The organism is Achromobacter spanius, assembly GCF_029637605.1.
Lineage (GTDB): Bacteria > Pseudomonadota > Gammaproteobacteria > Burkholderiales > Burkholderiaceae_B > Achromobacter > Achromobacter spanius_E.
The window spans coordinates 6084079-6108532 of the sequence record NZ_CP121261.1 but is presented as its reverse complement, the minus strand read 5'-3'; the positions used below and the strand labels follow the sequence as shown (position 1 = coordinate 6108532).

The following is a 24454-nucleotide window of genomic DNA, read 5'->3' as shown; positions in this document are numbered from 1 at the left end:
GTGGGAAAACCAGTATAGGGCCCTGGCTGGCGTCGCGCGTGTCAGGGTGGTTACCTGGCGCCGGATCTTTGCAAAACTTGTAAATCTGGCGGCCGGGGCGGTCAGCGCGGTGTGGCTGAGGTAGGGGCCGAGGCTGAAGCCCGCAGCGCCTGTAGCGCCTTCTGCCCCGCCCGCCCGTCCGCGGGCATGCCCAGCTCGCGCTGCGCGGCCTGCAAGGCCTGGCGCGTGCGGGTGCCGACCATGCCATCGGGTTCACCCAGCTCATAGCCTTTGGCGATCAAGAGGCGCTGCAACTCGCGCCGTTCCGCCCGGGACAAGCCCGGGTCGTCCGTCGGCCAGGGTTGGACCAGCGGCCCACCGCCACGCAGCCGGTCAGACAGATGGGCGATGGCCAGCGCATAGCTTTCCGCGGCGTTATAGGAATACAGCGCATCGAAATTGCGCGTGACCAAAAACGCCGGTCCCTTCCTGCCCGCCGGCAACAACAGGCCGGCGGGCGTCTCGCCCCCGGGCAAGGCCTGTCCGTCCACGCGCGTCACGCCCTGCTTGACCCATGCCGACATCGGACGCTTGTTCTTGCGCCCCGCCCCCGCCGTGTTCAGTCCGGCGGGAAGACGCACCTCATAGCCCCAGGCCAATTGCGGATTCCAGCCCGCGCGCTTCAGGAAATTGGCGGTGGAGGCCAGCGCGTCAGGCACGCTATCGACCAGGTCGCGGCGGCCGTCGCCATCGAAATCAACGGCCAGCCGCAGATAGGTGGACGGCATGAATTGCGTTTGACCAAAGGCGCCGGCCCAGGAACCCACCAGCCGTTCCGGTGCGATGTGCTCGTCCTGGATGATTTTCAAGGTGGCGAAGAATTCGCCCCGGAAATACGCTTGCCGCCGGCCAAAGCACGACAGCGTGGACAAGGACGTCAACAAGGGCCGGCCACCGAGTGTGCGGCCGAAATTGCTTTCCACGCCCCACACCGCCGCGATGGTGGCCGGGTCGACGTTGTAGCGCGAGGCGGCGCGCGCCAGCTCCGCTTGCCAGCGCGCCATGCCCGCCTGGCCGTCCGCCACCCGCTCGTCGTCCACCAGACCCGCCATGTAGTCCCAGATGGGCGTCTTGAATTCGGGCTGCGCATCCAGCAGATCAATGACCGTCATATCGGGCGACAGCCCGGCCGTATGCGTCTCGAAGGTGGACGCGGACACGCCCGCTTTCTGCGCCGGGCCGCGCAACTGCGACAGGCAGGTGGCGTAGGCGTCCGCGGCCTGCGCCGCCGCCGGCCATGCCAGCGCGGCGCTGCAAAGCGCCAGGGACAGGAGCTGCTTTCCAGCGCGATACGGGTGTTTCATGCCGGGGAACTTCATGCCTGAATACTTCATGCGGGGATGCTTCATGTTCAACGTTCCTTGGGTGCTGAAAGCGCGGCGTCGCCTTCCAGTCGTCGGGTCCAATCTTCCACCTGCCCCGCCTGCGCGCGCTTCTCGAACAGCGCGCGCCAATTTGGCGACAGCTCGGGCATCGTGGCCAGGGCGTGCAGCACGTCCGCATCCAGCACGCGCCGGTTCAGAATGTCTTGCACGCGGGACAACGGCCATTGCGGGTGGGGCCGCTCACGCAGGGCCAGCGCATCGCCCGCGCATAACCAGCCCGCTTGCAGCACCCGGTAGTACCAGCCGGTCATGCCGCTTGATTGCACGCGCGCCGCCATGCCGCGCTGGCCGAATCGATGGTCCAGCTTCCAGCACGGTTGGCGTGCCTGCGACACCTGGACCAGCGCCGTGCCGACACAAAAGACATCGCCCACGCAGACATCCGCCTCGGTCAGCCCGGTGGTGGAAATGTTCTCGCCGAACGCACCCGGGGCATCCAGCACGGCACGCGCGCCCAGCTCGGCGCGCCACGCCGGATAGTGGTCACGGGCGTAATGGTGCAGCGCCTTTTCCGGGCCGCCATGAAAGCGGCGGTCGGCTTGTTCGTCGCCGCGCAGGCCTTCGGCGCCTAGCCACAAGCGCTCGGCCACGGGATGCTTGTCGATGCCGCTATCGCGGCCGGAATCCCCCAGCGGGCGCACCGTGCCCGTCAGCAGGGCATCAATGGTGATGGGTGTCATCGGCTATTCACTTCCGGCTGATCAGCTTGCAACGCGGCCAATTCGGCGTCGTCGAACCCCGCCGCGCGGCGCGCTTCAAGATTGAACGGGCCGCGCAACCGGGGCGCGCCATAGCGTTGCGCCAGCTCGGCGTAACACGCCACGGGCTCCTTGCCCGCTTGCGCGCACAGGTGCTTGAACCATTGGTTGCCGATGGCGACATGCCCGATCTCGTCGCGCAGAATGATGTCGACGATGGCCGCGCTTTCCGCGTCGCCCGCCCCGGCCAATTTGTTGCGGATCATGGGCGAGGCATCCAGCCCGCGCGCCTCCAGCGTACGCGGCACCAGCGCCAGGCGCGCCAGCAAGTCCGCGCTGGTGCGCTCGGCCATGTCCCACAAACCGTTGTGCGCGGGGAAGTCGCCGTAGGCATGTCCCAAGGCCACCAGCCGCTGGCGCAGCAGGTCGAAGTGATAGGCCTCTTCGCGCGCAACACGCAGCCAGTCCCGATAGAAGGTTTCGGGCATGCCGGCAAAACGCCACAGAACGTCCAATGCCAGATTGACCGCGTTGAACTCAATGTGGGCAAGCGCGTGCAGCAATGCCGCGCGGCCCTCGACCGTGGCCATGGAACGGTGCTTGACCTGGGCCGGCGCAACCAGTTCCGGGCGTTGCGGCCGGCCGGGCAAGCCGGCGGGCGCCGCGAATTCCCGCTGGCAGTCCAGCAGCGCGCTATCCGCGATACCGCGCACGGCCGCCATTTTCTCAGGCCATTCCTGCGCGGCCAGCGCCGCCAGCGCCTGTCCGCGCAAGCAGTCGTCGACGTGCCCGCGCGGCATTGCGGGCATTGTGTTGCTGTCCATGGTGATTTCAATCCCAGGTGGCGCATGCCACCGTAAACCCTGAAAAAGCCCACGGTTTCAAACCCGTGCGCTGTCGATGACTTTATCATTCACGGATGGATTCCCTGCGCCTGACCATTGAAACCGACCTGTCCCGCATCGACGCCCACGCCTGGGACGCCTTGGCCGGTGATCAACCCTTTCTACGGCATGCGTTCCTGTGCGCGCTGCACGAAACGAAATGCGCCGCGCCGGCCTCGGGATGGGCGCCGCATTACCTGGCCCTGTGGCGCGACGATGCGCTGGCGGCGGCCGTGCCGCTTTACCTGAAGTCGCATTCGCGCGGCGAGTACGTGTTCGACTACGCCTGGGCTGACGCCTTTCAGCGCCACGGCATGCGCTATTACCCCAAGCTGCTGTCGGCCATTCCGTTTACGCCGGTCACCGGGCCGCGCCTGCTGGCGGCCAACGACGAAGACCGCGCCACGCTCGCGCGTGGCCTGGTGGCCTTCGCCGAGGAAATCAAGGTGTCGTCGCTGCACGTGCTGTTTCCGTCGGACGCCGACATGCGCGTGCTGCGCGACGCGGGGTTCATGGTGCGCGAGAGCGTGCAGTTTCATTGGACCAACCCCGGCTATGCGGATTTCGACGCCTTCCTGGCGATGATGAGCCACGACAAGCGCAAGAAAATCCGGCAGGACCGCAAGAAAGTCGCCGCCGCCGGCGTGACGTTCCGCTGGCTGCGCGGCGCCGAGATCGGCCCCGCTGAACTCGGCTTCTTTTACGACTGCTATTGCCGCACGTACTTCCAACATGGCAACCCCCCGTATCTGAACCGCGATTTCTTCCAGCGCGCGCACCGCGAACAACCCGACGCCTTCGTGCTGGTGCTGGCCGAACGTGAAGGCGAACCGGTGGCGATGGCCTTGAACCTGGCGGGTGGCGACGCGCTATACGGTCGCTACTGGGGCGCGACGGAATACGTGCCCGGACTGCATTTCGAAACCTGCTATATGCAATCCATCGCGTACTGCATCGCGCATGGCATCAACCGCTTTGAAGGCGGCGCGCAGGGCGAACACAAGATGGCGCGCGGCTTGCTGCCCACGCCGACGTGGTCGGCGCATTGGGTGGCGCACCCGGGCTTTGCCGAAGCCATCCAGAACTTCCTGGATGAAGAGACTTCCGCCGTCACGGATTACCTGGGCGAATTGGAATCCCATACGCCGTTCAAAGGCAACGCGTAGCGCGCGTACCCGCACCGCGCCTGCCTCCTACAGGAAGCGGTCCAGCAGCTTGCGACTGTGCTTGTCCAGGGACAGGATGTCGCGCACCAGATAGAAGATGCCGTGGCTGTCGGCAATCAACAGCGTCTGCGGGCTCAGGCGGCGGATGTCTTCCTCGCCGCGCAGCGTGAACGATGTCGGGCCGCGGTCCGTTTCGACCTTCCAGGTGCTGGGCGTGGCGTAGGTGGATACGCTGCTCAGCTTGCGGATTTCGGGCATGAATTCGCGCCCCGCAAGCTCTTCCTCGATCAAGGCGCGCTGCGGCGCCGGCACGTCGGACAGGTGTTCGATCCACAGCAGTTCATGGCCGTCGCTGGTCACCAGCGACAGGCCTCGGCCGGCTTCACTGATCGGGAACGCGCGCACGGGGATGACCCCTTCGTGCGTCTCGCCGTCGGCGGAGATGAATTCCAGGCGCCCGAAGGCATTGCGGCGCAAGTCAAAGAGAGGCAACGAGGAAGGCAAGGTCATGAAGTGAATAATCCCGGTTCCGCGTCAGGCCACGGCGGCCATGTCTTCGCTGCCCGACGCCTGCGCGTCGGCTTCCGCCTGGCGCGCCTGTGCCTGGTAGAGGCGATAGTAGGCGCCCTCGCGGGCCATCAATTCTTCGTGCGGCCCCTGCTCCACGATCTGGCCACGGTCCAGCACGACCAACCGGTCAGCCTTGCGCAGCGTGCTCAAGCGGTGCGCGATGGCGATGGTGGTGCGGCCCCGCACCAGGTTGTCGAGCGCCTTCTGGATTTCTTTTTCGGTGGTGGTGTCCACCGACGACGTGGCTTCGTCCAGGATGAGGATGCGCGGGTCGATCAGCAGCGCGCGCGCGATCGAGATGCGCTGGCGTTCGCCGCCCGACAAGGCCTGACCGCGCTCGCCCACCAGCGAATCGTAGCCATGCGGCAGGCGCAGGATGAATTCATGCGCGTGGGCCGCGCGCGCCGCTGCCACGATTTCGTCGCGCGTGGCGTCGGGCTTGCCGTAAGCGATGTTCTCGGCAATGGTGCCGAAGAACAGGAAAGGCTCTTGCAGCACCAGCCCGATGTTGCGCCGATAGTCCGTCACGCGCACCGAACGGATGTCGATGCCATCCACCAGCACCGCGCCTTCGGACACATCGTAGAAGCGGCAGATCAGGTTGATCAGCGTGCTTTTGCCCGAACCGCTGTGCCCCACCAGGCCGATCATTTCGCCCGGCGCGATGCTCAGGTTCAGTCCACGGATCACCTGGCGGTTGCCATAGCGAAAGCCCACGTCGCGCAATTCGATGCGGCCATTGATGTGCGGCAGCGTGGCGGGCTTTTGCGGTTCAGGGACGCTGGACACGTGGTCCAGCACGTCGAAGATGCGCTTGGCGCCGGCGGCCGCTTTCTGCGTGACCGAGACGATGCGGCTCATCGAATCCAGGCGCAAATAGAAGCGCCCGATATACGCCAGGAAAGCGGCCAGCACCCCCACCGTAATCTGGTTCTGCGACACCTGCCAGATACCGAATATCCACACCACCAGCAAACCCACTTCGGTCAGCAGCGTGACCGTGGGCGAGAACAGCGACCAGGTGGTGTTCACGCGGTCATTGACTTCCAGGTTGCGGTTATTGGCTTCGCGAAACCGCGCCACCTCACGCTTTTCCTGCGCGAATGCCTTGACCACGCGAATGCCGGGGATCGTGTCGGCCAACACGTTGGTGATCTCCGACCAGATGCGGTCGACCTTTTCAAAACCATGACGCAGCCGGTCGCGCACCGCGTGGATCATCCAGACGATGAACGGCAGCGGCACCAGCGTGACCAACGCCAGCCAGGGGTTGATGGTCACCAGGATCACCGCCGTCATGACGATCATCAGGATGTCGGTGGCGAAGTCCAGCAGGTGCAACGACAGGAATACGCAAATGCGGTCGGTCTCGCTGCCAATGCGGGAAATCAGGTCACCCGTGCGCTTGCCGCCGAAATATTCCAGCGACAACTGCTGCAAGTGTTCATAGGTGGTGGTGCGCAGGTCGGCGCCAATGCGTTCACTGACCCAGGCCAGGATGTAGGTCCGGGCCCAGCCCAGCCCCCATGCCAGCAAGGCGGACGCCAGCAGTCCACTTAAATAAAGGCGGACCTTGTCGTAGTCGATCGGCGCGCCGTTCTGGAACGGGATCAACACGTCGTCCATCAGCGGCATGGTCAGGTACGGCGGTACCAGGGTCGCGGCCGTGCCCAGCAAGGTCAGCAGGAAGCCCGCCAGCAAAGGGCCGCGATATGGCCGCGCGAAACGCCACAGGCGCAACAGCGCCCAGGTGGACGACGGCGCGGCCAGTTCCTGGTTGCAGGTAGGGCAATCTTCTTCGCCCGCCGGAATGACGTTATTGCAAACGGTGCAGTTGCGTTCCTGGGGCGCGTCTTCGCGTTGACCCGACAAGCGGATCGCCTGCTGCGATTCAAATTGGGCCAGCAGGCGCAGCGCGGCCGGATTGCGGGCCAGGGTGAAGCGCCAGATGGCCAGTCGCGCAGTATTGTCGTGCAATTCCAGCACGGCGGCGCCCGCATGATCAGTGAGACTTAGCGTCAGTTGCGGCCCATAGGCCCAGGATTCCCAGCCGTTGTCAGCGGAGTTGCGGGACAGCAGGCGGCGGTCGGTGGCGGCGACCAGCCCGGGCTGGAACTTCAGCCGCTGGTCCAGGTCAATTTCAACCCATGCCAATAAGGTTTCGTCGTCCGCGAGTTCAGCGCGAATTTCATCCCGCCAGCGGGCAGGAAATGCATCGGCAAGGCCGGAAAGCAGGTGTGGTTTTTTCATTGGAACGCATACCGGGCCAGGACTCTGCCCTACTAGGCGGCAACCGGTTTACCACCCACGGCGGCAAACGTGTCCCTTCCTTACAACACAACGAATCGACGCCTTGAAGGCGTCGTATAGTAGCAGCCGATTTTTCTAATTAGGAATATCTGGGATCCCCCACTCGTTGGCATTATTCTTGAAGCGCAACCCCGAAAATTCGTAATAGATTCGCGGCCTTACCTAGGGGCGTCCGCGCGTGCCAACCTGCTTCTCACGTAAATTAAAACATGAAAAAGAAAGACATTGAATTTCTCGATGTCGTGGCTTTGCGCGGCCCGAACATTTGGACCTATCGCCCGGTCCTGGAAGCATGGGTGGATATTGGTGAGCTGGAAGACTACCCCTCCAACACCATTCCCGGGTTTTACGAGCGCCTGTCCGAATGGCTGCCGACGCTGATCGAGCACCGATGCAGCCCCGGCGTGCGCGGCGGCTTCCTGGCCCGCCTGAAAGAAGGCACCTGGCCCGGCCACATTCTTGAACATGTCACCCTGGAATTGCAGAACCTGGCCGGCTTGCGCGGTGGTTTCGGCAAGGCCCGGGAAACATCGACTCGCGGCGTCTACAAGGTGGTGGTGCGTGCCTGGCAGGAACAGGTCACGCGCACCGCCTTGAACGAGGCCCGCGACCTGGTCATGGCGGCCATTGAAGACCGCCCGTTCGACGTGCCGGCCACCATTGCCAAATTGCGCAGCCTGGTGGACAAGCACTGCCTGGGACCCAGCACAGCCTGCATCGTGGATGCCGCCGATGACCGCGATATTCCGTACATCCGGTTGTTTGAAGGCAACCTGGTGCAGTTCGGCTACGGTTCGGCGCAGCGCCGCATCTGGACGGCCGAGACCGACCGCACCAGCGCCATCGCCGAAGGCATTTCGCGCGACAAGGACCTGACCAAGGAGCTCTTGTCGACCTGCGGCGTGCCGGTGCCGGAAGGCCGCCTGGTCGACAGCGAAGACGACGCCTGGGACGCTGCCGAAGACATCGGCCTGCCGGTCGTGGTCAAGCCCTACGACGGCAATCATGGCCGGGGCGTATTCACCAACCTGACGACCCGCGAAGACGTGGTGGCCGCCTACCGCGTGGCGGTGGACGAAGGCAGCGGCGTCATCGTCGAACGCTTCGTGCTGGGCAACGAGCACCGCCTGCTGGTGGTCGGCAACCGCATGGTGGCCGCCGCCGCCGGCGAACCTGCCTGGGTGACGGGCGACGGCACGTCCAGCATCACCGAACTGATAGACAGCCAGATCAATATCGACCCGCGCCGTGGCCGCACCGAGAACCATCCGCTGAATTTCGTGCGCCTGGATTCCGCCGCCCGGCTGGAAATTGCGCGTCAGGGCATGTCGGAAGACAGCGTGCCGGCTGAAGGGCAGCGCGTGCTGGTGCAGCGCAGCGGCAACGTCGCCTTCGACGTGACCGACCGCGTGCATCCCAGCATTGCCGCCACCGTGGCCTTGGCCGCTCGCGTGGTGGGCCTGGACATCGCCGGCGTGGACCTGGTGGCCGAAGACATCACCCGGCCGCTGGCCGAGCAGCGCGGCGCCATTGTGGAAGTCAACGCCGGCCCCGGCTTGTTGATGCACTTGAAACCGGCCGACGGCGAGCCGCGCCCGGTGGGCCGCGCCATCGTCGACCACCTGTTCCCGGAAGGCGACGCGGGCCGCATCCCCATCGTGGGTGTGACGGGCACCAATGGCAAGACCGTCGTGGCGCGCCTGGTCGCGCGCTTGCTGCACCTGTCGGGCAAGCGCACCGGCCTGGCCTGCAGCGAAGGCTTGTACCTGGACCGCCGCCTGGCGCACAAGGGTGACCACGCCGACTTCGCCTCCGCCACCCGTTTGCTGATGAACCGCAACGTGGACGCCGCCGTCATCGAGAACGACAGCGGCGTCATCCTGGGCCAAGGCCTGGCCTATGACCGCTGCCAGGTGGGCGTGGTCACCAACATTGACGACGCCGACCATCTGGGCGACTTCGACATCAACGAAACGGAGCGCATGTTCAGTGTGTTCCGCACGCAGGTCGACGTGGTGTTGCCGACCGGCGTGGCCGTGCTCAACGCACGCGACCCGCGCGTGGTCGACATGGCCGAGCTGTGTGACGGCTCTGTGATCTTCTTTGGCATCGACCCCGCCCTGCCCGCCATTGCCGCCCATCTGCAACAGGACGGCCGCGCGGTGTTTGTGCGCGACGGCGCCATCGTCCTGGCGCAGGGCACCCGTGAAGAACGCTTGGCGGATGTTGCCGCCATTCCGCTGACCCACAGTGGGCGCGTGGCCTTCCAGGTGGAAAACGTGCTGGCCGCCGTGGGCGCCGCCTGGGCCCTGGACATTCCCGTGGCGCTGATCCGCGCCGGCATCGAAACCTTTGACATCGACCAGGCCGACGCGCCCTGGCAGTTCACACTGTTTGAACGCAACGGCGCCACCGTGGTGGTGGACGACGTGCACAACACGTCGGCCTTGCGCCCGCTGATCGCCGCCATGGATCAATTCCCCGCGTCGAGCCGCGCCGCCGTCTATTCCGCCGGCGCCGACCGCCGCGACGCGGACCTGATCGAACAAGGCCGCCTGCTGGGCGAAGCCTTTGACCGCGTTGTGCTCTATGACGACAACACGGTGCAAAGCAAGCGTCCCACGGGGCAGGCGCGCGCGCTGCTGCGCCAGGGCTTGTCGCAAGGCAGCCGCGTGAAAGACATCCAGGACCAGCCTGACCATGGCAAGGCCATCGAGAGCGTGCTGAACGGCATCGGCGCGGGCGACTTCGTCCTGCTGCAATCCGACGAAGCCTTCTCCGGCCCCACCATCGATCTGGTGCGCCGCTGGATTCAACAATACTGACAGGAACACCTGCCATGGAAGTTTCCCGTATCCGTGCCCTGCGCGGCCCCAATCTGTGGAGCAAGAACACGGCAATCGAGGCCATTGTTTCTTGTGCCGACGCCGAGTGTTCCATCGACAACCTGCCCGAGTTCGAAGCCCGCCTGCGCGCGCGGCTGCCGCAAATCGGGCTGATGCGCCCCGAAGGCCATCAAGACGCCGTGTCCATCGCGCATGTCTTGCAGATTGCCGCGCTGACGATGCAGGCGCACGCGGGTTGCCCGGTCACCTTTGGCCGCACGTCGTCCACCATCGAACCCGGCGTGTTCCAGGTGGTGGTGGAATACAGCGAAGAAGCCGTCGGCCTGCTGGCGATGGAACTGGCCCAGCAAATCGTTGGCGCCGCGCTGGACGACGCACCGTTCGACCTGGCCGACGCGCTCAAGCGCTTGCGCGATCTGGATGAAGACGTGCGCCTGGGACCCAGCACCGGGTCCATCGTGAACGCCGCCGTGGCGCGCAACATTCCCTATCGCCGGCTGACGCAAGGCAGCATGGTGCAGTTCGGCTGGGGCAGCAAGCAGCGCCGCATCCAGGCCGCTGAAACCGACCTGACCAGCGCCATCTCGGAATCCATTGCACAGGACAAGGACCTGACCAAGATGCTGCTGGACGCCGCTGGCGTGCCGGTGCCGATGGGCCGTTCCGTGACGTCTGCCGAAGCAGCCTGGGAAGCCGCGCAGGCGCTCGGCGGCCCGGTGGTCGTCAAGCCGCGCGACGGCAGCCAGGGACGCGGCGTGGCCGTCAATATCGAAACGCGCGAACGGGTGATCCAGGCCTTCGAGGCCGCCGAGGAAATCAGTTCGGAAGTCATCGTCGAACGCTATATTCCCGGCCACGATTTCCGCCTGCTGGTGGTGGGCGGAGCCATGGTGGCGGCGTCGCGCCGCGACCCGCCCCAGGTTACGGGCGACGGGCAGCACACCATTCGTGAACTGGTCGATCAGGTCAACGCCGATCCCTTGCGCGGCGATGGGCATGCCACGTCGCTGACCAAGATCCGCTTTGACGACATTGCGCTGGCCACGTTGCACAAGCAGGGGTTCGACGCGGACTCCGTGCCCGCGCCCGGCACCCTGATCTTCCTGCGCAACAACGCCAACCTCAGCACCGGCGGGTCGGCCACCGACGTTACCGATGAAGTCCACCCCGAGATGGCGGCACGCGCCGTGTCCGCGGCCCGCATGATCGGCCTGGACATCTGCGGCGTGGATGTGGTGGCCGAAAGCGTGCTCTTCCCCCTGGAAGACCAGCATGGCGGCGTGGTGGAAGTGAACGCGGCGCCAGGGCTGCGCATGCACCTGAACCCCTCGTTCGGCAAGGGCCGCCCCGTGGGCGAAGCCATCATCGCCAACATGTACGCCGACGGCGACGACGGCCGCATTCCGGTGGTGGCCGTGGCCGGCACCAACGGCAAGACGACCACGGTGCGCCTGACCGCCCATCTGCTGGGCGCGGCCGGCAACCGCGTCGGCATGACCAATTCCGACGGCGTGTACGTCAACAACCTGCGCATCGACACGGGCGATTGCAGCGGCCCGCGCAGCGCGCGCAGCGTGCTGATGCACCCGGACGTGGATGCCGCCGTATTCGAAACGGCGCGTGGCGGCATCCTGCGCGAAGGCCTGGCGTTTGACCGCTGCAACGTGGCCATCGTCACCAACATCGGCATGGGCGACCACCTGGGCCTGGGCTACATCAGCACGGTGGAAGACCTGGCAGTGGTCAAGCGCGTCATCGTCCAGCACGTGCATCCGACGGGCACCGCCGTGCTGAACGCCGCCGACCCCATCGTGGCCGAGATGGCCGGCAGTTGCCCGGGCTTCATCACCTACTTTGCCGAGGACCGCAACCACCCGGTGCTGACCACGCACCGCGCGCAGGGCCTGCGTTCGGTGTACCGCGACGGCGACGCGATCGTGGCCGCGCAGGGCGCACAAGAAATGCGCTTCCCGCTGGCCGACATCCCGCTCACGCGCAACGGCACGATTACCTTCCAGGTTGAAAATGCGATGGCGTCGATTGCGGCCGCCTGGGCCCTGGGCCTGGACAGGGACGTCATCCGCCATGGCTTGGCCACGTTCGTCAACGACGCCCAAACCGCGCCCGGACGCTTCAATGTGTTCGACTATCGCGGCGCCACGGTCATTGCGGACTACGGCCACAATCCCGACGCGATCCTGGCCTTGGTGCGCGCGGTGGACGCCATGCCCGCCAAGCGCCGTTCGGTGGTCATCAGCGGGGCGGGCGACCGCCGCGACGAAGACATCCGCATGCAGACGGAAATTCTGGGCGCGGCGTTTGACGACGTGCTGCTGTACCAGGACCAATGCCAACGCGGACGCGCCGACGGCGAAGTGCTGGCGTTGCTGCAGGAAGGCCTGGTGGACGCCCCGCGCGCGCGGCACATTGAAGAGATCCACGGCGAATTCCTGGCTATCGATACCGCGTTGGCGCGGCTGCAAGCCGGGGATTTGTGCCTGATCCTGGTGGACCAAGTGGAAGAGGCGCTGGACCACATCGCCAAGCGCATCGCGCAGCCGTGACGCTGGGCCACGGTGGATAGACCCGCGCGGTAACTCAGCCGCCACACACGCAAACGGGGCGCTCAGGCGCCCCGTTTGCATTGCCTGGCCAGGCAGCCATACGGCCACTGGCATACGGCCCATGGCCATACCAAGCACCGCCCACGGCCTTGGCCACCGCGATCAGGTGCTGGGCGTGGCCACCGCCTGCGTGGGCGCCGTGGCCTGGTACCGATCCGTCACGTGCGTGCAGCCCACTGCCGCCATGGCGGCCAGCGTCAGCAAAATCGCGCTGCAAAGTCGTTGCGTCATGCGTACCCCTTCCTTTTTCGTTGATGAAGCATGAAGTGTTGAACCACTGAGTGTTCCGTCACGACTATACCGGCCCACCCTCAAGCCAACCAGTGCCGCGCGTCTCGAAAAACCCCGCATCTTCCGTTACGAGGCCCGTTCAAAAGGGGACAAGACATTGCCGGAATGTAACTCCTGCTCTATGACCGCCCTGCTCATTTTTCCGTCGACAAGCGCGTCAGGAACCCAGCTTTCCGCTGTTACATTTGCCGACAGCGGGGTTTGACAGCCCCCGGCCGGCTCGTACGGTAGGGGCTAACTGATCAGTGTCCTAGTCAACCGCGACTGCAAGACTTATAGGCCATGAGCCTTGTGTCGCACGCAGAGAAGAAGAGAGGTCACCATGAATAACGACATCATCGCCGGCAAGTGGAAGCAAATGACTGGCAAGGCCAAAGCGGCCTGGGGTGAACTCACCGACGACGAATTGACCCGCACGGAAGGCAATGCCGAACGCCTGGCCGGTCTGATCCAAGAGCGCTACGGCAAGACCAAGGAAGAAGCGCAAAAGGAAGTTCGGGATTTCTTCGACCGCAATCCCTGAATCCCGCCCCGCCTTGATCGGTCGAAACCACTGGAGAAGCTGACATGTTGCATTACGCCGTAGTTTTCTTCGTTATCGCGATCATCGCGGCGGTTCTCGGCTTTGGCGGTATTGCCGCCGGGGCCGCGGGTATCGCCAAGATCCTGTTCTTCGTATTCCTGGTGCTGGCGCTCTTGTCCATCTTGAGCGGCGCCTTGAAAAAGAAATAGAACACGTCGATAGAACGCATACCCCTACACAAAAAGTTGATGGTCTGTCGCGCCGCCATCCGTCGCGGCAGACCCTACAGACAAGGAGCACGACTATGGAATTTCGCAAGCTGATCGCCGCCGCCGCACTGGGAACTGGCGCTGTCTTCACTTCCATGGCTTTTGCTGCGAATGACGGCAAGCCCGAACAATCGGTGGGCGAATACGCCTCCGACGCCACAATCACCACCAAGATCAAGGCCGCCTATGTTGCCGACAAGCAATTGAGCGCCCTGGATATCGCCGTGGAAACCAACAACGGCGTGGCGACGCTGACCGGCACGGTGGGCACGGCGGCTGAAGCCGATCACGCTGCCAAGGTTACCCGTGGCATTGAAGGTGTGAAGCAAGTGAAGAACAACATCAAGGTCGACGCGACCAAGAACAAGTAAGCCAGAGCATGTAGCAGGACGGCCCCGTTCCATACCGAGGCCTAGAGAGAGCACGGCGCCTGTGTCTGACACAGGCGCCGTTTTTTTGGACGTATCGGTGCAGCCGGCGCGCCGTCAGATACTGATGGTGCCCCGACCGATTTCCAATGCGCGGCCCCCCACCTGGATGCGGCCATCGGCCAGTACGTCCAGCAGCAGGCGGCACGGCCTGCCCATCTGGTCGCCCTGCTCAACCAGGATGCTGACCGGCAAGGTTCGTTGTTGGTGTAGCAGCCAACCGCCCAGGTTGGCGCAGGCCGAGCCCGTGCCGGCATCTTCGTCGACACCCCCGCCCGCCTTCGCGAAGAAATAGCGCGCCACCACCACCTGGCGAGCATCGCGCACATTGCCTTCATCAAACGCAAACACGTACAGCGTCTTGCGGCCCAGGCTGCTGGCTTGCCAGCGGCCAAGCTTGGAGGCATCCGGCACCGCCCGGCGTACCGCATCCACGCTGGCCAGCGGCACCAGCAACTGGTCCGCGCCGGTATCCACCCAGATCGGGTCGGCCGCGAGCTCATCCGTGGTGAGCCCAACCAGCGCCGCGATATCGGCGCGGTCCAGTTCGGGCGTCGCCGTTTGTACGCCGCCGGGGCATGGCGCGGTGAATGTCCACGCGTCGCCTTGTGCTTGCACCGGCACGATGCCCGCGGCAAATTCCAGCGTCAGGGCATCGCCCGTTTGCCGAAGGTCGCGCACCACTTGCGAGGTGCCGATGGTGGGATGGCCCGCGAACTTCATTTCGTAGCCAGGCGTGAAAATACGCACGCGCGCATCGGCGTTATCGGACGGCAGGATGAAGGTGGTTTCGGAAAGATTGAACTGCGCCGCCAGGTTCAGCATCGTCGCGTCGTCCATGCCGCGCGCGTCTTCGAACACGCAAAGCTGGTTGCCGCTGAAGGTGGTTGATGCAAATACGTTAAGCAGGCGAAAGGCGTAGGAAGTCATGGACTGGCGTGTAGGATCAAAGCGCCGGCGGGCCGGCAAGGCGTTCCACTTTATCGCAGCGCCGCGTTGCCAGCCATCAAGCAGTGCTTACCAGATTGCAAAGAAAAACACCCATGCCAGGCAGAACGGCGCCAGGCCCGCCGCCAGCACGATCCACGCGGCCAGCTTGCGCACGCCACTGACCGCACGCGGCTTGAGCAGGCGGGCAAACAGGCGCAGAGTCCATAGCACGGCCAGCGTCAAGAGCGTGAAGCGCACCGGCCCAGCCCAAGCGGCTTGCACCCCTTCGTGCTTGAGCAGGTTGATCGTGGTGGCGGACAGGCCAAGAAACACGCCGATGCCCGCCGAAGGAATCAGCGCCTGCGCCAGCTTGTGCACGCCCGGACGAATCCAGCGCGAAGCAGGCGCACCGGCCACGGCCGCCGCGGGCGCAAGCCGGTCCGCGATCCACAACGACAGGAAGCTCGCGCCGCCCACCACGATGGTCGCGCCCACGACAAACATCAGGATGCCCGCGCCGTCCAGCCACGAGAAGCTGTCGTTCACGTCGGGGTAGTGCGTCAAGATGAACCAGGGCGCGTTGTCCATCAACGGCCACATGATGTCGCGCTCGACCAGCCAGGTCGCGGCCCATTGCTTGGCGGTCACGTACCAGGGGCTGGCGCTCCAGAGAAACGCGCCGATGGCGATGCCCATCAGGCCAAAGCACAGCAAGGCCGTCTGCCAGGCGTCGCCGTCCGCGACATGCACGATTTCTTCTTCGGGCGAACGCGGCGTCAGTTCAATGGCGCCACGGTAGCCGCTGCAGCGGCCGCACATGTGGCAGTCGCCCGCGCCCTTCATGTGGCGCAGGGGCACCAGCGGCGCACAGTTGATGGGTTCGATCCGGATGACCGGATGGCGCCACTTTTCTTCATCGACCTTGAAGTGCCAGGGCGCCAGCTTGGCCAGCAGATTGAACACGCCGTTGACCGGGCACAGGTACTTGCACCACACGCGCTTGCTGCGGCCATAGCGCCACCCGACGATCATCGCCGCCACCGTGGACCCGCCCAGCACGACCAGCACGGCCAGCGGATATTGATAGACGCTGACCAACTGGCCGTAGACCGTCGTCAGCGCGAAGGCCACGAAAGGCCAGCCGCCCCAGCGCATCCATTTCGGAATGGCGCGCCCCTGCCCGCGCTCACTGGCCCATTCGGTCAGCATGCCTTCGGGGCACAGCCAGCCGCACCAGGCGCGGCCCAGAATCGGCATCGAGATCAACACGAACGGCCACCACACGCCCCAGAACGCGAACTGCGCGACGACGGTCAGGTTGTTGAACACCGATGCCGCGTTGTCGGGCAAGGGCATGATCGCGGGCACGATCAACAGGAACGCGTACAACGCAACAATGCCCCACTGCAGCTTGCGCAACAGCGGGGCATGGTCACGAAGAAAATCGGCGATCCGGGAGGTCACCCTCCCGAGTACAGCAGCCATGGTCAAACCTTCACATTGTTCAGTCCGGCATCACGTCGGAATCAGGATGCATTGCGGGCTGGGGCTGGCACCCGGGCGGGCTTGTCACCCACCCAGCGCAGCAGCGCCCAGACCACGAGCCAGTACGCCACCCACAGCAAGACCGAGGTCAACGCCGGGTAGGCCCGGTAGCCCGCGAAATCGGCCAGCACCTTGCCCACGCCGCTGCTGTCGTCCAACAGCCACGAGCTGTCCCACACGGGGTCGATGATCGTCGGCAGGACGTCTAGCGAGATCAGGTGGTCCAGGCCGCCAACCAGCAGGGAACCCGCCAGCAGCAGCAATAGAATTTCGGTCACGCGGAAGAAGCGGCGCCACGTAATCAGCTTGCCGCCCAGTTGCAGCAGCCAGAACGTCAGCAAGGCCACCGCAAAGCCGGCCACACCGGCCAGGGCCAGCATCAGCATGTCGCTGCCGCCTTCGCCCGCCGACACGGTGCCGTACAGGAACACCACCGTCTCGCTGCCTTCGCGCGCCACGGCAATGGCCACCAGCACGAACAGGCCCCACCAGTTGTCGTTGGCGACCGAACTGCGCGCGCCGCTTTCCAGTTCGCTTTTCAAGGTGCGGCCATGCTTCTTCATCCACACGACCATCTGCACGACCAGCGCGCACGCCGCCAGCGACATGATGGCCTGGAACCATTCCTGGCCTTCGTCGCTGAGCCAGGACGACACGCCCAGCAGCACCAGCGCCAAGGCCACGGCCAGCGCCAGGCCTGCCGCGACGCCGCCCCACAGGTAGTTCAGCCCGCGCTTGCCTTCGGGCGTGGCGCGCAGCCAGGTATACAAGATACCCACCACCAGCAACGCTTCGACGCTTTCACGCCAGACGATAAAAAGAACCTGTTCCATGTGTAGCTACCGCTTATTCCTTGGGCTTGACGACCAGGGTGCCTTTCACTGCTTGGTGAAAGTCATCAAAGAAGGGATATTCGCCGGGGCGGGAAATGGTGATGACCACAAAGGACTTCACCCCCGGGCCCAGCACTTTTTCCTTGCGCAACGGGATGCTCTCGAATTCCACCGGCTCGTTGCTTTCGTTGATGAGTTCAATCTTGAAACGGCCGGCAGGCACTTCCAGGGTTGCCGGCTCGAACGTGCCGTCCGGCTTGAACCTGAGCGTGAATGTCGGCAGTTCGGCCGCCTGCGCGGGCGCCATGCCAGCCAGGCTGGCCAGGCCGATCAAACCGGCGGCAATCAGGCGATGCAGGCGGCGCACGATCAATATCCGCCCTTCTTGCCGGTGCCGGCGTAGACGAATTCGTAATCCAGCTCAAAGGGCTCGAACCACGGACCCACGCCGGTTTCCTTGTCGATGTGGCGGCCGAAGTGGGCCATCTTGTTTTCGGACGGCGGCAGGACCGTGTACTTCAGCTTGTACTTGCCCGGGCCTTCCAGCTTGACGTTGTCGCCATAGTGCGGGCCGTCATTGGCCACCATGGGCATGAAGGTGCCCTTCTGCACGTTCTGGCTGCCGACCTTCTGGATCTCAAAATTCACGACCAAGTACGGCACCCACTCGCCTTCGGGAAAGCCGGTCTTGTTGCCGGCCGTGGCGTGGATGTCGGCCTCAAGGTGGACGTCCGAATCCTTGGCGGGACGCATCATCCCGGGCGGGTCCATTTCGATCGGCTGCAGGTACACCGCGCCAATTTCCATGCCGCCCTTTTCTGCCGGCTTGCCGATGGGGTATTCGGCCGCATTCGCGGCGGACACGCTCAGGGCGACGATGGCCAGCGCCAAGGCTTTCTTGATCATGTGGGTAATCCTTGAGACACAAATGAATGGCGGTTCACGAAACATAAACAAGAACCGTTTGCATTAATGTAACGAAAAAAACTGACATCACCCTGAACCGAAAGGCCCGAAATGCGTCAGTTCATTGCGTTTGCTCAAAGGAAAAAGCGGCCACAAAAAAGCCGGCAAGGCGAGTGCCATACCGGCTGCTGGCGGGCTCATGGGCAACGAATGCGCCCTCGCCCGCGGCGACGAATTACTTGCGACCCTGGCCCGGCGGCGTGCTGCCAGGCGTGAACGGAAACGTCGAGAACATCGCGCGCGTCTGGTCCTGCATCTGGTCTTGCATCTGCACGAACAGGTTTTTGCTCTGGTCGATGTAGTTGTTCATCATGTTTTGCAGCATGGGCGTTTGCACGTTCATGAACTGCGTCCAGGCTTCCGGTCCGAACTGGCTGCCGTACAGGCCTTTGGACTGTTCTGCCATGCGCGTCTGGATTTCCATGAAGGCCTGGATGTTCTTCTCAAGGTAAGAACCCATGATGCCCTGCATGGCATGTCCGTAGAAACGGATGATCTGCGACAGCATGTTCGACGAGAACATGGGCATGCCGCCACTTTCTTCTTCCAGGATGATCTGCAGCAGGATGCTGCGCGTCAGGTCTTCACCGCTTTTGGCGTCGATCACCTGGAATTCTTCGTTGGCCAGGACCAGTTGCTTGACATCTGCCAGAGTGATGTAGGTGCTGGTCCGGGTGTCGTATAGGCGACGGTTGGGGTATTTTTTAATCAGGCGCAGGCTGGCGCCGGTTTGTGCTTGCGTCATGTGTGTCCCCGGATCGGGCGATCTCTAAGACTTCGAATAAGGTGGAGTGTAATGCTGGAAGGCCCTCTCCCCGAGACCTTCCAGCGCCTTGGGCCGCCGGGGCGGCCCGCTGACCGTCATCAGCCCATGTGCAGGCCGCCGTTGAGCGAGAAGTCCGCTCCGGTGGAAAAACCGGATTCGTCCGACGCCAACCACGACGTCATCGACGCGATTTCCTCGGGCGTGCCCAGCCGGCGCACCGGAATGGTGGCCACGATCTTTTCAAGCACTTCGGGACGGATGGCGCGGACCATGTCCGTGCCGATATAGCCGGGCGAAATCGTGTTGACGGTCACGCCCTTGCTGGCCACTTCCTGCGCCAACGCCATGGTGAAGCCGTGAATGCCCGCCTTCGCCGTGGAATAGTTGGTTTGGCCGAACTGGCCCTTCTGCCCGTTCACCGAGCTGATGTTGATGATACGCCCCCACTGCCGTTCGACCATGCCCTCGATGACCTGCTTGGTCACGTTGAACAGGCTGTTCAGGTTGGTGTCGATCACCGCGCGCCAGTCGTCAGCGCTCATTTTGCGGAACAGGCCATCGCGGGTGATGCCCGCGTTATTGACCAGCACGTCGACGCCACCGAGTTCGGCCGTGACCTTCTCGAAGGCCTTCACCGTGGATTCCCAGTCCGATACGTTGCCCACCGATGCGTGGAACGTGTAGCCCTGCGCAGCTTGCTCATCCAGCCATTGCTGGTAGTTGCGGCTGGGGCCACAACCTGCCACGACGCGAAAGCCATCCTTGGCCAAGCGCTGGCAAATAGAGGTGCCGATACCGCCCATCCCGCCTGTTACGTAAGCCAGTTTTCCGCTCATTGGACTTCCTCCTGTGTGCGACGGACGCCTCGTTGATTAACTTTCTTCTTGGTCCCGGGCAAACCGCGTGTTGCGATTTCAGGCTGCCCGCACCTTTACATACCTGCCAGGCGCCGGCTCGATCGGCTGGTGCTTGGCATTGCCTAATTTTGTACGTGCCTTGACCTGCTTGCCCGCGTGGTCCGCCAGCCAGGCCGTCCAGTCCGGCCACCAACTGCCGGCCTGCTCCGTGGCTTGCGCGAACCAGGTATTCGGATCACCCGGCATGTCATGGCCCTTCTGGCCCAGTTTGTCGGCCACCCAGTAGCTGCGGCGCTTCTTGGCGGGCGGATTCACCACGCCCGCGATGTGACCCGACGCCCCCAGCACGAAACGCTGGGTCCCGCGCAGCAACTGCGTGGAGGCATAGGCCGACACCCACGGCACGATGTGGTCTTCACGCGAGCCGAATATATAGGCAGGCATGGTCAGGCGCGTCAGGTCCAGCGGCATGCCGGCCGCTTGCGCGCGGCCCGGCACTTTCAGGTTGTTTTCCAGATAGGTATTGCGGAAATACCAGGAGAAGAACGGGCCCGGCAGATTGGTGCTGTCGCCATTCCAGAACAGCAGATCGAACGGCGGCGGCTTCTGGCCTTTCAGGTAGTTGCCGACCACGTAGTTCCAGACCAGCTCATTGGGCCGCAGGAACGAGAACGTGGTGGCCAGGTCGCGGCCAGGCATCAGCCCGCCGTTGCCAAGCTGATGGTCGCGCAGCAGCGCATGGGCTTCATCGACAAAGACGTTCAGGATGCCGGTGTCGTGGAAGTCCAGCAGCGAGGTCAGCAAGGTCAGCGAGGCCACCGGGTGTTCGCCACGCGCCTCGGCCAGCGCCAGCGCCGAGGCCAGCATCGTGCCGCCCACGCAGAAGCCCAGCGCGTTGACCTTGGGCTGCTTGGTGATGTCGCTGGCCACGCGCAGCGCTTGCAGCACGGCGTCGTCCAGGTAATCGGTCCAGGTGGCGCGGTCCACGTCGTCGGCATCGCCCGCCACCGGGTTGCGCCAGGAAATCAGGAACACCGTTTGGCCCTGCTCAACCGCGTAGCGCACGAAGGAATTCTCGGGCTGCAGATCCAGGATGTAGAACTTGTTGATGTTCGGCGGCACGATCACCAGCGGGCGCTCATGCACCGTGGCCGTCGAGGGCGCGTATTGGATCAGTTGGAACAGCTTGTTCTCGAACACCACTGCGCCGGGCGTCACCGCCACGTTGCGGCCGATTTCGAACTGGGATTCGTCGGTTTGGGTGATGCGGCCTTTCTTGACGTCGCCCAGCAGGTTGGACAAGCCTTCATTCAGGGCCCGGCCGGCGCTTTCCACAATGGATTGCTGGGCGTCGGGATTCAAGGCCAGGAAGTTTGACGGCGACAGCGCGTCGACCCATTGCATGATGGAAAACCGAAGCCGATTGCGCATGGGTTCGCTGACCTGGGCCGCGTCGACCATGCGTTGCATGGCGCGCGCCGACAGCAGGTAGGTATGCGCAAGAAGCAGATGGGAATTGTTGGCGGCCCAGGCATCGCCGGCAAAGCGGCGGTCGGCCGGGGGCACGAGCGCGCCGCGCCGGGCGTCGTCACAAAGGCGCTGCCATTCGCGAGAGAATTCGGCCTGAATGTCGGCCAGGATTTCCGGTGCCACGCTCACCGGAATGGGACCTGCGGAGAGATTGGCGTTCACTTCCACACCTTGTTATCGACACTGCTCAATTGATGTTGCATTCCGGGTCCATCACTGTCAATGCGGGTATACAAGGAGTTTCGCGGCAGGCATTCAAACCTTCCGCGAAAGCCTTGCGTCAGATCAAACCGGGTCGAGCCAGGCCAGCAACGCCATGCGTCCGGTTTCGGTGTCGCGGCGGTACGAAAAGAAGCGCTGCCCTTGCGATACCGTACACATGCCGCTCAAGGACACCTCTTGTACCCCGGCGCGGCGCAGGCGGAAATCCGCCAGACCGGCGAGGTCGGCCAGCCACTTGCCAGGCAGGCCCGGCCGTGGCGAGAAATAGCGCGCGGTGGCGGGGTCATCCGCCGTGAAGGCGTCCAGCACGTCCTGCCCGACTTCAAAGGCCTGCGGGCCGATGCCGGGGCCGACCCAGGCGCGCCAGCCGGTCGCCGTGGGCGCCTTGGCGCGCATGGCCGCCAGCGTATGTTCCAGCACGCCACCCGCCAGGCCTCGCCAACCGGCATGCGCCGCGCCCAGCACCTTGCCGTCCGCATCGGCGATAACGACGGGCAGGCAGTCGGCCACCATGATGGCCAGCACTCGGCCCGGCTGCGAGGTCACGCTGGCGTCCAGCGCCGGTTCGTCGGGCAGGTCGGGGGAATCGGCATCCACGACTTCGCTGCCGTGCACCTGGCGCAGCCAGAGCGGATCGGCCGGCACGGCGGCGCGTACCCGGCGCCGGTTCTCGGTCACGGTGTCGGGGTCGTCGCCCGCGCGCAGCCCCAGGTTCAGGGTGTCGTGCGGCGCCACGCCCACGCCACCGGCTCGGGTCGTGCAGAAATACGTTACGCCGGGCCACGTCGGGCCGGTCACGACGGGCAGGCTGGCTATCACGCGGTCCATGCAATCGTCTCCTGAACCTGTGTCATGTCGTCGGGAACGTCGGCGGCAAACTGCACCTCGCCGTTGCCGCCCGGATCGTCGAAATGCAGGGCGCGGGCGTGCAGCATCTGGCGCGTTGCCCCGGCAATGTTCTTGCCGCCGTAGATGGTGTCGGCCAGCAGCGGGTGCCCCAGGCTGGCCATGTGGACGCGGATCTGGTGGGTGCGGCCGGTTTCCAGTCGGCAAACTACTTCGGTGACGCGGCCGCCCGGGTCGACTTGCCCGCGACGGGCGGGTGCGTAATTGGTAATGGCGGGTTTGGGCGCGACCGGGCGCTCAACGCTCATGCGGATGGGCACGCGGGCGTCTCGGCCGATGGCGCGGTCGACCTTGCCGGCCGCCGCCACCCAGCCATGCGCCAGGGCCACGTATTCGCGGCCCATGCTGCGCGCCTGCAATTGGCGCACCAGATGCGTCTGGGCCTTTTCATTGCGGGCCACCACCATGAGTCCGGAGGTGTCCTTGTCCAGCCGGTGAACGATGCCCGCCCGCGCTACCGCCGCCAATTCCGGGTAGCGATACAGCAGGCCATTGAGCAGCGTGCCGCTCCAGTTGCCGGCGCCGGGGTGCGTGACCAGGCCCGCGGGCTTGTTGACCACGATCCAGTCGGGGCTTTCGTCCACGACGGTGAATTCAACGGGTTCGGGAGTGAAGGCGCGCGCATCGGGAGCGGGCTGGGCCCAGACCAGGAGCTCGTCGCCCGGGCCCACTGTCTGGCGAATCTTGCCGGGCGCGCCGTTGACGTGCACATTGCCGGATTCAATCCAGCCTTGCAGGCGGCTGCGGGAATGGTCAGGCAACAAGCCCGCCAGCACCTTGTCAAGCCGGTCGGCGCGGGTACTGGAAGGTACCGTTACAAGTTGCGGTTCGCCGCGAGTTTCGGCGGGGTTTTCATCAGGAAGGCCCGGGAATTCGTCGTCGGAAACGAGATCTGTGCCGGCGGCTGTATCAGACATGGAGACAAATCATATAATCAGCCTGCCATGCTAACACCAAGGATACGATTCTCGTGATTCACCACCCCGCAGCTCCCTTGAACCCCGCATCCCGAAGCGGGCCGGTTTTGCGCGTGGTTATCGCGCTATTTGCCGTATTGGTCATCGCCGGTTGCGGCTCGACCAACACCAAATATGACAAGACCACCAACTGGAGCGCCGAACAGCTCTACGCCGACGCCAAGGCGGAAATGTCCTCCGGAGGCTGGAAGGAAGCACGCGAACGCCTGACCGCCATCGAAAGCCGCTACCCCTTCGGCGTGTACGCCCAGCAAGCCCTGCTTGAGCTGGCCTACGTCAACTGGAAAGATGGCGAAAACGAACAGGCCCTGGCTGCCATCGACCGCTTCCAGCAGCTCTACCCCAACCACCCCGGCACCGACTACGCGCTCTACCTGAAAGGCCTGATCAACTTCACGCCCGCCAGCGCGTTCATGTCCAACATCACGGGCCAGGATCCCGCCGAACGTGATCCCAAGGGCCTGCGCGCGTCCTACGACGCCTTCAACGAGCTGATCAAGCGCTACCCGGAAAGCAAGTATTCGGTCGACGCCGAGAAGCGCATCGCCTGGCTGGTCAACACCATCGCCATGAACGAAGTGCACGTCGCCCGCTACTACTACGAGCGGGGCGCGTACGTGGCCGCCGCCAACCGCGCGCAAACCGTCATCACCGACTTCGAGGGCGCCCCCGCCACCGAAGAGGCGCTTTATCTGATGGTTGAGTCCTATGACAAGCTGGGCATGACCGACCTGAAGAACGACGCCGAACGTGTCTACGACAAGAACTTTCCCGATAGCACATTCAAGACCCAGGGCCTGAAGGCTGACCGCAATTGGTGGAACCCGTTTGACTGATTGAGTTTGACTGATTGGTTGACCGATCAGTCGGCTTTAGCGCATGGGAAACG

At 64.3% G+C, this 24454-nt stretch carries 23 protein-coding genes; 7 read left to right on the top strand and 16 right to left on the bottom strand.

Features of this window, described 5'->3' with window-relative positions; all coding sequences use genetic code 11:
• Positions 1 to 101: 101 nt before the first annotated feature.
• Genes P8T11_RS27330 through P8T11_RS27320 form a run of 3 tightly spaced genes read right to left on the bottom strand, consistent with a single transcriptional unit; the run spans position 102 to position 2946 of the window.
• Positions 102 to 1343: a lytic murein transglycosylase gene (locus tag P8T11_RS27330; RefSeq protein ID WP_268082491.1), complete on the bottom strand. Its 1242-nt coding sequence runs from the start codon at positions 1341 to 1343 to the stop codon at positions 102 to 104.
• A 47-nt stretch (positions 1344 to 1390) separates the two neighbouring features.
• Positions 1391 to 2104: an MOSC domain-containing protein gene (locus P8T11_RS27325; protein WP_268079165.1), complete on the bottom strand. Its 714-nt coding sequence runs from the start codon at positions 2102 to 2104 to the stop codon at positions 1391 to 1393.
• Positions 2101 to 2946 carry a ferritin-like domain-containing protein gene (locus P8T11_RS27320; RefSeq protein ID WP_268079166.1) on the bottom strand — a complete coding sequence of 282 codons (846 nt, stop codon included), beginning with the start codon at positions 2944 to 2946 and terminating at the stop codon, positions 2101 to 2103. Before P8T11_RS27320 ends, P8T11_RS27325 begins: the two co-directional genes overlap by 4 nt.
• Before the next feature lie 95 nt (positions 2947 to 3041).
• Between P8T11_RS27320 and P8T11_RS27315 the strand changes: the two genes are divergently transcribed.
• Positions 3042 to 4172: a GNAT family N-acetyltransferase gene (locus P8T11_RS27315; protein ID WP_268079167.1), complete on the top strand. Its 1131-nt coding sequence runs from the start codon at positions 3042 to 3044 to the stop codon at positions 4170 to 4172.
• Between the two features lie 27 nt (positions 4173 to 4199).
• Here the strand turns inward: P8T11_RS27315 and P8T11_RS27310 are convergent, their stop codons facing one another.
• Both P8T11_RS27310 and P8T11_RS27305 read right to left on the bottom strand, forming a co-directional pair.
• Positions 4200 to 4682 (bottom strand): DUF1854 domain-containing protein, encoded by a 483-nt coding sequence (locus P8T11_RS27310; protein WP_268079168.1) that lies wholly within the window; start codon positions 4680 to 4682, stop codon positions 4200 to 4202.
• Positions 4683 to 4706: 24 nt separating this feature from the next.
• The gene (locus tag P8T11_RS27305; protein WP_268079169.1) at positions 4707 to 6992 is read right to left on the bottom strand and encodes an ABC transporter ATP-binding protein; all 2286 of its coding nucleotides are present in this window, start codon (positions 6990 to 6992) and stop codon (positions 4707 to 4709) included.
• Between the two features lie 269 nt (positions 6993 to 7261).
• Here P8T11_RS27305 and cphA (P8T11_RS27300) point away from each other — a divergent pair, with 269 nt between their 5' ends.
• Together cphA (P8T11_RS27300) and cphA (P8T11_RS27295) are read left to right on the top strand one after the other, a co-directional pair.
• Positions 7262 to 9877, top strand: a complete 2616-nt coding sequence (gene cphA / locus P8T11_RS27300; RefSeq protein ID WP_268079170.1) for a cyanophycin synthetase — start codon at positions 7262 to 7264, stop codon at positions 9875 to 9877.
• Between the two features lie 14 nt (positions 9878 to 9891).
• Entirely contained in the window at positions 9892 to 12462 is a 2571-nt protein-coding gene (cphA, locus tag P8T11_RS27295) for a cyanophycin synthetase (protein ID WP_268079171.1), read from the top strand.
• 162 nt (positions 12463 to 12624) lie between these two features.
• Here the strand turns inward: cphA (P8T11_RS27295) and P8T11_RS27290 are convergent, their stop codons facing one another.
• Positions 12625 to 12753 carry a hypothetical protein gene (locus tag P8T11_RS27290; protein ID WP_259251789.1) on the bottom strand — a complete coding sequence of 43 codons (129 nt, stop codon included), beginning with the start codon at positions 12751 to 12753 and terminating at the stop codon, positions 12625 to 12627.
• 382 nt (positions 12754 to 13135) lie between these two features.
• Here P8T11_RS27290 and P8T11_RS27285 point away from each other — a divergent pair, with 382 nt between their 5' ends.
• The 3 genes from P8T11_RS27285 to P8T11_RS27275 all read left to right on the top strand — a co-directional run bounded on the left by P8T11_RS27285 (position 13136) and on the right by P8T11_RS27275 (position 13976).
• Positions 13136 to 13336, top strand: a complete 201-nt coding sequence (locus P8T11_RS27285; RefSeq protein ID WP_050447836.1) for a CsbD family protein — start codon at positions 13136 to 13138, stop codon at positions 13334 to 13336.
• A 44-nt stretch (positions 13337 to 13380) separates the two neighbouring features.
• Positions 13381 to 13545, top strand: a complete 165-nt coding sequence (locus P8T11_RS27280) for a DUF1328 domain-containing protein (RefSeq protein WP_083447431.1) — start codon at positions 13381 to 13383, stop codon at positions 13543 to 13545.
• Between the two features lie 95 nt (positions 13546 to 13640).
• Positions 13641 to 13976 (top strand): BON domain-containing protein, encoded by a 336-nt coding sequence (locus tag P8T11_RS27275; RefSeq protein WP_268079172.1) that lies wholly within the window; start codon positions 13641 to 13643, stop codon positions 13974 to 13976.
• A gap of 114 nt (positions 13977 to 14090) precedes the next feature.
• On the opposite strand, the gene P8T11_RS27270 is transcribed toward P8T11_RS27275, so the two are convergent.
• The 10 genes from P8T11_RS27270 to P8T11_RS27225 form a co-directional block, all read right to left on the bottom strand.
• Positions 14091 to 14963, bottom strand: coding sequence for a PhzF family phenazine biosynthesis protein (locus P8T11_RS27270; RefSeq protein WP_268079173.1), 873 nt, complete (start codon positions 14961 to 14963; stop codon positions 14091 to 14093).
• An 87-nt stretch (positions 14964 to 15050) separates the two neighbouring features.
• Entirely contained in the window at positions 15051 to 16448 is a 1398-nt protein-coding gene (locus P8T11_RS27265) for a 4Fe-4S binding protein (RefSeq protein WP_268079174.1), read from the bottom strand.
• 41 nt (positions 16449 to 16489) lie between these two features.
• Positions 16490 to 17341, bottom strand: coding sequence for an FTR1 family iron permease (locus tag P8T11_RS27260; protein ID WP_268079175.1), 852 nt, complete (start codon positions 17339 to 17341; stop codon positions 16490 to 16492).
• Between the two features lie 13 nt (positions 17342 to 17354).
• A complete protein-coding gene (locus P8T11_RS27255) occupies positions 17355 to 17708 on the bottom strand; it encodes a cupredoxin domain-containing protein (RefSeq protein WP_050447918.1) in 354 nt (117 codons plus the stop codon).
• 2 nt (positions 17709 to 17710) lie between these two features.
• Positions 17711 to 18247, bottom strand: a complete 537-nt coding sequence (locus tag P8T11_RS27250; protein WP_268079176.1) for an iron transporter — start codon at positions 18245 to 18247, stop codon at positions 17711 to 17713.
• Between the two features lie 235 nt (positions 18248 to 18482).
• Positions 18483 to 19052, bottom strand: a complete 570-nt coding sequence (gene phaR, locus P8T11_RS27245) for a polyhydroxyalkanoate synthesis repressor PhaR (protein ID WP_268079177.1) — start codon at positions 19050 to 19052, stop codon at positions 18483 to 18485.
• A 119-nt stretch (positions 19053 to 19171) separates the two neighbouring features.
• The gene (gene phbB / locus P8T11_RS27240) at positions 19172 to 19909 is read right to left on the bottom strand and encodes an acetoacetyl-CoA reductase (protein ID WP_050447831.1); all 738 of its coding nucleotides are present in this window, start codon (positions 19907 to 19909) and stop codon (positions 19172 to 19174) included.
• A 78-nt stretch (positions 19910 to 19987) separates the two neighbouring features.
• Positions 19988 to 21622: a PHA/PHB synthase family protein gene (locus P8T11_RS27235; protein WP_268079178.1), complete on the bottom strand. Its 1635-nt coding sequence runs from the start codon at positions 21620 to 21622 to the stop codon at positions 19988 to 19990.
• 123 nt (positions 21623 to 21745) lie between these two features.
• Positions 21746 to 22510 carry a peptidoglycan editing factor PgeF gene (gene pgeF, locus P8T11_RS27230; RefSeq protein ID WP_268079179.1) on the bottom strand — a complete coding sequence of 255 codons (765 nt, stop codon included), beginning with the start codon at positions 22508 to 22510 and terminating at the stop codon, positions 21746 to 21748.
• Positions 22498 to 23505: an RluA family pseudouridine synthase gene (locus P8T11_RS27225; RefSeq protein WP_268079181.1), complete on the bottom strand. Its 1008-nt coding sequence runs from the start codon at positions 23503 to 23505 to the stop codon at positions 22498 to 22500. The genes pgeF and P8T11_RS27225 overlap by 13 nt, the downstream gene beginning before the upstream one ends.
• A 107-nt stretch (positions 23506 to 23612) precedes the next feature.
• Between P8T11_RS27225 and P8T11_RS27220 the strand changes: the two genes are divergently transcribed.
• Positions 23613 to 24401 carry an outer membrane protein assembly factor BamD gene (locus tag P8T11_RS27220; protein WP_268082492.1) on the top strand — a complete coding sequence of 263 codons (789 nt, stop codon included), beginning with the start codon at positions 23613 to 23615 and terminating at the stop codon, positions 24399 to 24401.
• The last annotated feature ends 53 nt before the right edge of the window (positions 24402 to 24454 follow it).

Coding starts and splice junctions, on each gene's coding strand:
- P8T11_RS27285 (WP_050447836.1), top strand. CDS start 13,136: ATGAATAACGACATCATCGCCGGCAAGTGGAAGCAAATGACTGGCAAG.
- P8T11_RS27280 (WP_083447431.1), top strand. CDS start 13,381: ATGTTGCATTACGCCGTAGTTTTCTTCGTTATCGCGATCATCGCGGCG.
- P8T11_RS27315 (WP_268079167.1), top strand. CDS start 3,042: ATGGATTCCCTGCGCCTGACCATTGAAACCGACCTGTCCCGCATCGAC.
- pgeF (WP_268079179.1), bottom strand. CDS start 22,510: ATGGACCGCGTGATAGCCAGCCTGCCCGTCGTGACCGGCCCGACGTGG.
- P8T11_RS27320 (WP_268079166.1), bottom strand. CDS start 2,946: ATGGACAGCAACACAATGCCCGCAATGCCGCGCGGGCACGTCGACGAC.
- cphA (WP_268079170.1), top strand. CDS start 7,262: ATGAAAAAGAAAGACATTGAATTTCTCGATGTCGTGGCTTTGCGCGGC.
- P8T11_RS27270 (WP_268079173.1), bottom strand. CDS start 14,963: ATGACTTCCTACGCCTTTCGCCTGCTTAACGTATTTGCATCAACCACC.
- P8T11_RS27265 (WP_268079174.1), bottom strand. CDS start 16,448: ATGGCTGCTGTACTCGGGAGGGTGACCTCCCGGATCGCCGATTTTCTT.
- P8T11_RS27275 (WP_268079172.1), top strand. CDS start 13,641: ATGGAATTTCGCAAGCTGATCGCCGCCGCCGCACTGGGAACTGGCGCT.
- P8T11_RS27250 (WP_268079176.1), bottom strand. CDS start 18,247: ATGATCAAGAAAGCCTTGGCGCTGGCCATCGTCGCCCTGAGCGTGTCC.
- P8T11_RS27225 (WP_268079181.1), bottom strand. CDS start 23,505: ATGTCTGATACAGCCGCCGGCACAGATCTCGTTTCCGACGACGAATTC.
- P8T11_RS27325 (WP_268079165.1), bottom strand. CDS start 2,104: ATGACACCCATCACCATTGATGCCCTGCTGACGGGCACGGTGCGCCCG.
- P8T11_RS27330 (WP_268082491.1), bottom strand. CDS start 1,343: ATGAAACACCCGTATCGCGCTGGAAAGCAGCTCCTGTCCCTGGCGCTT.
- phbB (WP_050447831.1), bottom strand. CDS start 19,909: ATGAGCGGAAAACTGGCTTACGTAACAGGCGGGATGGGCGGTATCGGC.
- P8T11_RS27310 (WP_268079168.1), bottom strand. CDS start 4,682: ATGACCTTGCCTTCCTCGTTGCCTCTCTTTGACTTGCGCCGCAATGCC.
- P8T11_RS27260 (WP_268079175.1), bottom strand. CDS start 17,341: ATGGAACAGGTTCTTTTTATCGTCTGGCGTGAAAGCGTCGAAGCGTTG.
- cphA (WP_268079171.1), top strand. CDS start 9,892: ATGGAAGTTTCCCGTATCCGTGCCCTGCGCGGCCCCAATCTGTGGAGC.
- P8T11_RS27290 (WP_259251789.1), bottom strand. CDS start 12,753: ATGACGCAACGACTTTGCAGCGCGATTTTGCTGACGCTGGCCGCCATG.
- phaR (WP_268079177.1), bottom strand. CDS start 19,052: ATGACGCAAGCACAAACCGGCGCCAGCCTGCGCCTGATTAAAAAATAC.
- P8T11_RS27305 (WP_268079169.1), bottom strand. CDS start 6,992: ATGAAAAAACCACACCTGCTTTCCGGCCTTGCCGATGCATTTCCTGCC.